We start from the raw sequence: 6,000 nt of genomic DNA on the forward strand, positions 1-6,000 counted from the left end.
CTCATTACTCATAACGATGACGCAACGCGAGTGACACTTTAGATGTCGGCTGACGATGTAACTCTTCACTGATCATCCAGCCTGCCTTTGCTAATAGCTCTAAATCAACACCTGTTTCTATTCCCAGCCCTCGACAAAGGTATAGAACATCCTCGGTGGCCACATTCCCTGACGCACCGTGAGCGTATGGGCAGCCACCCAGACCAGCAACACTGCTATCAACGGTTTCAATGCCCATCATGAATGCCTGATAAATATTGGCAAGTGCTTGGCTCCAGGTATCGTGAAAGTGAACGGCTAATTTCTGGCTCGGTATATTCTTTAAAACAGATTGCAGCATTGCTTCCACACGATTTGGCGTGCCAGTGCCTATTGTGTCTCCGAGCGATACTTCATAGCAGCCCATATCAATGAGGTTGGTAGCAACATTCCTCACTTGATTGGGGGCTGTCGCTCCGTCATAAGGGCAGTCGATGACGCATGACAAATAGCCGCGCACCGGAATGTTATGTTTAGCAGCTTGTTCCATCACCGATTCGAATCGAGACAGACTTTCTGCGATAGAGCAGTTAATGTTGTGCTCGCAGAATCCTTCCGAGCACGAGGTGAAAATGGCAATTTGATTTGCTCCAGCTTCTAGCGCTTGCTCAAAACCTCTCACGTTAGGCACAAGTGCAGAGTAAGTAATGTCGCTGCGTCGGGAGATAGCCTGCATCACCGCTTTAGAGTCGGCCATCTGTGGCACCCATTTGGGTGAAACGAAAGAACCAGCTTCGATATGAGTTAAGCCTGTGTCCGACAACAAGTTGATCAGTCTGACTTTGGTGCTTGTCGAGACGGGTGACTCGTTTTGCAGCCCATCTCGTGCACCCACTTCGACTATCTTTACCTTTGAAGGGAGTGTCATGTTTCCTCCGAATCCGCTTTATTTATCCAGCGCGGAAGACGTTTTTCGAGAAACGCTTGTAAGCCATCTTGCCCCTGCGGCGATACGCGGATATCGGCAATTAATCTGCTCGTGTACTGGATTAGATGAGAGTCAATCGGGTTTTGATGACATTGGTGACACAGGGTTTTTGCCTGACGCATCGCATCAGGGCTGTTTACCAGCAGCGTCTCAATCAACTCATTCAGAGTGTTGTCAATTTCGCTCTGTTCCCTGACTTCATGAACTATCCCAAATCGTTCGGCGTCATCTGAAGAGATCACTTCACCACTTAATATGAAGCGGCGAGCCTGTCGATTTCCCATAGCCCGCATGACATAGGGAGCGATCGTCGCTGGAACGAGTCCCAGCTTTACTTCACTTAAACAAAAATTGGCGCTTTTGCTCGCGATAGCTATGTCGCTACAACAAATTAAACCCAAAGCGCCGCCAAATGCAGAACCTTGGACAACGGCGATGGTTGGTTGTGGGAATGTGTCCAGAGTTTCCATTAAGCGGGCGAGGTTTTGCGCATCAATGATGTTCTCCTTGCGTGTACTGTTGGCCATGGATTTCATCCAATTTAAATCAGCACCAGAAGAAAAATGCTCCCCGTTACTCCGTAGAACCAGACACCGAACGTCGTTTCTCAACGCCAGATAATCGAGCCTGTGTATTAGCAAATCGATCATACAGGCGTCGAACGCGTTGTGTTTCTTTGTCCTGTTAAGCGTGATGGTTGCGACGCCATATCGGTCAACTTGCCAAAGCACATCATCTTGCCTTTTCGCGTTTGGAATAATGCTCGGTTGAAGTTCGTGCATATATGTGTCCTTTCGATCTTTCCCAAATTTACGTTCTGTTTTTCTCATTCTGCTTTTTTACATACGAAAAACACCAAACTCACTGTCTTGAATCGGCGCGTTGAGTGCGGCATTGAGCGCTTGTGCCAAGACTTGGCGCGTGTTTTTCGGGTCAATAATCCCATCATCCCACAACCTTGCGCTGGCGTAATACGGATGTCCCTGTGTCTCATATAAGTCTATGATCGATTCTCGAAATGTGTGCTCTTCTTGTTCTGACCAATTTTCACCCCGGCGTTCTTTTATGTCTTTACGAACCTGAGTTAGCACGCCAGCGGCTTGTTCTCCGCCCATTACAGAAATACGTGCATTTGGCCACATCCATATCATCGTCGGATCATAAGCTCTGCCGCACATGCCGTAATTCCCTGCTCCGTAAGAGCCCCCAATGATGATGGTAAACTTAGGCACTTCGGCACAAGCCACTGCCATCACCAGCTTAGCTCCGTGTTTGGCGATGCCTTCTTCCTCTACCTTTTTGCCGACCATAAAACCGGTGATATTTTGTAAAAAGAGTAGGGGCGTTTTGCGTTTGGCGCACAGCTCAATAAAGTGCGCGCCTTTTTGTGAAGAGTCAGAAAATAGAATGCCGTTGTTGGCGACAATACCGATCAAATGCCCCTCTATTCGTGCAAATCCACAAACCAGAGTTTTGCCATACAGCGCCTTAAACTCATCAAAGTCAGAATCATCGACAATGCGGGCAATGACTTCTCTTACGTCAAAGGACAAGCGAAGGTTAGCATTGACGATGCCGTACAATTCTTCTGCGTTGTAACGGGGCGGTAAGATGGAGTGCTCGGTTTTTCGTACTTTGGGTTGATTGGCGTTGGCAATCGCCTCGCGTGCGAGCATCAACGCATGTTCATCGTTCTCTGCGTAGTAATCCGCCACCCCTGATTTTCGGCAGTGGACATCAGCGCCACCGAGCTCTTCCCCTGTGACGACTTCCCCAGTTGCGGCTTTTACCAACGGTGGTCCGGCGAGAAATATCGTGCCTTGCTCTTTAACCATGATGGATACGTCTGCCATGGCGGGTACGTATGCGCCACCTGCGGTACACAGTCCCATCACCACGGCGATTTGAGGTATGCCTTTGGCTGACATTTTTGCTTGGTTAAAGAAAATCCGTCCGAAGTGGTCTCTATCAGGAAAGACTTCAGCCTGATGAGGGAGGTTGGCACCGCCAGAATCGACTAAGTACACGCAGGGTAGCCGACAGCGTTGAGCGATTTCTTGTGCTCGCAGATGCTTTTTTACCGTCAGAGGGTAGTAGGTGCCACCTTTTACCGAAGGATCGTTAGCGACCACCATGCATTGGACGCCATTGATCGTTCCAATACCAGCGACGACACCCGCGCAGGGAATGGGCTCGTCGTACACTTCCCAAGCGGCAAACTGGCCGATTTCAAGAAAATCACTCTCATCGTCGAGTAGTCTGGTTATACGCGATCGTACGGGGAACTTTCCTTTGTTTTGTTGATGCAATATCGCTTTTTTACCACCACCTTGCTTGATGATTTCGGTATCCGTGTGCAGCTTGCCCACCAACTTTTCCATTGCGGCTTTGTTTGAAAGAAACAGCTCTTCAGTTGGCTTGGTTTTACTTTTTATGATGGCCATAGAGACTTCCTTTTCAACGCTTGGATTAACGTGATTCCTCGAACAGCTCTCGTCCTATTAACATTCGCCGAATTTCCGAGGTACCCGCTCCGATCTCATACAGTTTGGCATCGCGTAGCAGCCGTCCGGTTGCGTATTCATTAACGTAGCCATTACCGCCAAGCAGCTGGATGGCATCAAGTGAAATTTGCGTCGCGAGCTCAGCGCTGTATAAGATGACGCCTGCTGCGTCTTTACGGGTACATTCACCGCGATCACAGGCCGACGCGACGGTGTAAACATAGGCTTTAGCAGCACTCATGCGCGAGTACATGTCGGCAAGTTTGCCCTGAACCAATTGGAACTCACCGATGGATTTGCCGAACTGCTTACGTTCGTGCACGTAGGGCACCACGATATCCATACAAGCTTGCATTATCCCTAATGGCCCGCCAGCAAGGACCACACGCTCGTAATCAAGGCCACTCATCAGGACTTCGACACCTCGGTTTATTTCGCCGAGAACGTTTTTCTTAGGTACCGCACAATCGGTAAAAACAAGTTCGCAAGTGTTGGAACCGCGCATTCCCAACTTATCAAGCTTCTGTGCGTCGCCGAATCCTTCAAACGTTCGCTCGATAATAAATGCGGTGATTCCTCTCGAACCTGCACCAGGGTCGGTTTTCGCGTAGACCACCAAGACGTCGGCATCTGGTCCATTCGTCACCCACATTTTATTGCCGTTAAGCAAAAAATGGTCACCTTTGTCTACTGCTTTGAGCTGCATACTGACCACATCCGAACCGGAGTTTGGTTCACTCATTGCGAGTGCACCGATATGAGAACCATCAATTAGATTAGGTAGATATTTTTTGCGTTGTTCTGCGGTGCCATTGCGGAAAATTTGATTAACGCAAAGGTTGGAATGTGCGCCATAACTCAGTCCCACGGAGGCCGATGCGCGACTGACTTCTTCCATGGCGATGACATGGGCAAGATAGCCCATTTCTGCTCCACCATATTGTTCGTCTACCGTTACGCCGAGTAATCCCATCTCGCCAAACAGCGGCCATAAATAGTCGGGGAATTGGTTATTATGATCGATATGGGCAGCGATCGGAGCGATGTGTTCGCTAGCAAAGGCATTCACATGATCCCGGAGCATATCAATGGTTTCACCGAGACCAAAATTGAGTGGGGTATAAGCGGATTTCATAACATTTCCCCTGTAGCAGGATTAAAGTCAGGGATGCGTGGATATTTTATTGTGTTTCTGTAACGTCTGTAAGCAACGTTCTTTCGCGGCGTTTAGCTCGCCCATCACAACTCCGATGTCATTCATCTGTTGTTGGAGTAACGCTTGTTTTTCTTCAATGATATTGAGCATTTTCAGGAGTTGCTCATCGGTTTGTTGAAGATCATAAAGTTCAAAGAGCTCACGAATTTCGGCGAGTGAAAAGCCTAGCCGCTTACCTCTTAATATCAACTTGAGACGGATTTTGTCTCTGCGCTGATAAACACGCATATTGCCTTTACGCTCTGGCTCTATCAGGCCGACGTCTTCATAAAACCGGATGCTTCGAGTCGTAATATCGAACTCTTTTGCTAGCTCACTAATTTTATATTTTTCCATCACACACTTACCTCAAATTACTTACCTCGAATAAAAACTAGCTTCTCGAAGTCGGACCCTGCGGTGAAAGGTCGGAGGAAATTTATTCTTTTATCAACTTGTTTCTTTACCTCACTGTAAAGGCTAGTGCTATGCTTACGTAAACGTCAAGAAATCACAGTGCGAAAGATTCATCGTTTGATTTGAAACTTAAGCGGGTATGAAAGTTTTTGATAGCGAGTGTGATGGGGAAGTTCGTATGCTGTGATACATCGTAAAGGGTGTGGAATCATGGGAAATGACATCTGGATTGTCAGTGCGAAAAGAACACCAATCGGGCGCTTTCAGGGGCAACTGCAAACATTTTCTGCTCCATCATTAGGGGCAATCGCAATAAAAAGTGCGCTCCAGCAAGCGGAACTCACAGCCGTCGATGAAGTGTTTATGGGCTGTGTGTTACCAGCAGGTTGCGGTCAGGCACCTGCCCGGCAAGCGGCTCTCGAAGCCGAATTACCAATTTCTACTGGCTGCACCACCATCAACAAGGTGTGCGGTTCCGGCATGAAGAGCGTGATGTTAGCGCACGACCTGATTAAAGCAGGCACCATCCGTACGGCTGTCGCTGGTGGCATGGAAAGTATGACTAATGCGCCTTACCTGATGAAAGAGGCGAGAAGTGGCATGAGAATGGGGCATCAGTCCGTTTATGATCATATGTTTCTCGACGGATTAGAGGACGCCTACGAAGGACTTTTGATGGGTGTGTACGCTCAGAAAATCGCCGACAGACTCCACTTCAGCCGTGAAAAAATGGACGAGTGGGCAGCCATGTCAGCCACGCGCGCTTTAGATGCGCAAGAGCAAGGGTTGTTTGAAGAAGAAATCTCGCCGATAGACATTCGCACTAAATCGACCTCTGCTCTTTTGGATTACGACGAACATCCGCGTTCGATCAACTTCGAAAAAATTGCCCAGCTAAAACCAGCCTTTGATATCCA

Annotated in this window: 6 protein-coding genes; 1 reads left to right on the forward strand and 5 read right to left on the reverse strand. The window is 48.3% G+C overall.

All coding sequences use genetic code 11. From position 1 onward, the window contains the following. Positions 1-4: 4 nt before the first annotated feature. From L9Q40_RS08865 to L9Q40_RS08885, 5 genes are read right to left on the reverse strand one after another with little or no spacing between them, the layout of a single operon-like run. Complete coding sequence (locus L9Q40_RS08865) at positions 5-907, reverse strand: hydroxymethylglutaryl-CoA lyase (RefSeq protein WP_498793067.1); 903 nt, start codon at positions 905-907, stop codon at positions 5-7. Next, the gene (locus tag L9Q40_RS08870) at positions 904-1,749 is read right to left on the reverse strand and encodes an enoyl-CoA hydratase-related protein (RefSeq protein WP_065303708.1); all 846 of its coding nucleotides are present in this window, start codon (positions 1,747-1,749) and stop codon (positions 904-906) included. The genes L9Q40_RS08865 and L9Q40_RS08870 overlap by 4 nt, the downstream gene beginning before the upstream one ends. A 57-nt stretch (positions 1,750-1,806) precedes the next feature. Further along, positions 1,807-3,411 carry a carboxyl transferase domain-containing protein gene (locus L9Q40_RS08875; protein WP_498793068.1) on the reverse strand — a complete coding sequence of 535 codons (1,605 nt, stop codon included), beginning with the start codon at positions 3,409-3,411 and terminating at the stop codon, positions 1,807-1,809. A gap of 25 nt (positions 3,412-3,436) precedes the next feature. After that, positions 3,437-4,606 (reverse strand): isovaleryl-CoA dehydrogenase, encoded by a 1,170-nt coding sequence (locus L9Q40_RS08880; RefSeq protein ID WP_498793069.1) that lies wholly within the window; start codon positions 4,604-4,606, stop codon positions 3,437-3,439. 27 nt (positions 4,607-4,633) lie between these two features. Further along, positions 4,634-5,023: a MerR family transcriptional regulator gene (locus L9Q40_RS08885; protein ID WP_014234385.1), complete on the reverse strand. Its 390-nt coding sequence runs from the start codon at positions 5,021-5,023 to the stop codon at positions 4,634-4,636. 270 nt (positions 5,024-5,293) lie between these two features. Here L9Q40_RS08885 and L9Q40_RS08890 point away from each other — a divergent pair. Next, on the forward strand, positions 5,294-6,000 hold a 707-nt coding region (locus L9Q40_RS08890), incomplete at its 3' end, for a thiolase family protein (RefSeq protein ID WP_498793070.1).

The sequence above is a fragment of the Allocatenococcus thiocycli genome (assembly GCF_921292965.1).
GTDB lineage: Bacteria > Pseudomonadota > Gammaproteobacteria > Enterobacterales > Vibrionaceae > Vibrio > Vibrio natriegens.

Coding starts and splice junctions, on each gene's coding strand:
- L9Q40_RS08880 (WP_498793069.1), bottom strand. CDS start 4,606: ATGAAATCCGCTTATACCCCACTCAATTTTGGTCTCGGTGAAACCATT.
- L9Q40_RS08885 (WP_014234385.1), bottom strand. CDS start 5,023: ATGGAAAAATATAAAATTAGTGAGCTAGCAAAAGAGTTCGATATTACG.
- L9Q40_RS08875 (WP_498793068.1), bottom strand. CDS start 3,411: ATGGCCATCATAAAAAGTAAAACCAAGCCAACTGAAGAGCTGTTTCTT.
- L9Q40_RS08865 (WP_498793067.1), bottom strand. CDS start 907: ATGACACTCCCTTCAAAGGTAAAGATAGTCGAAGTGGGTGCACGAGAT.
- L9Q40_RS08870 (WP_065303708.1), bottom strand. CDS start 1,749: ATGCACGAACTTCAACCGAGCATTATTCCAAACGCGAAAAGGCAAGAT.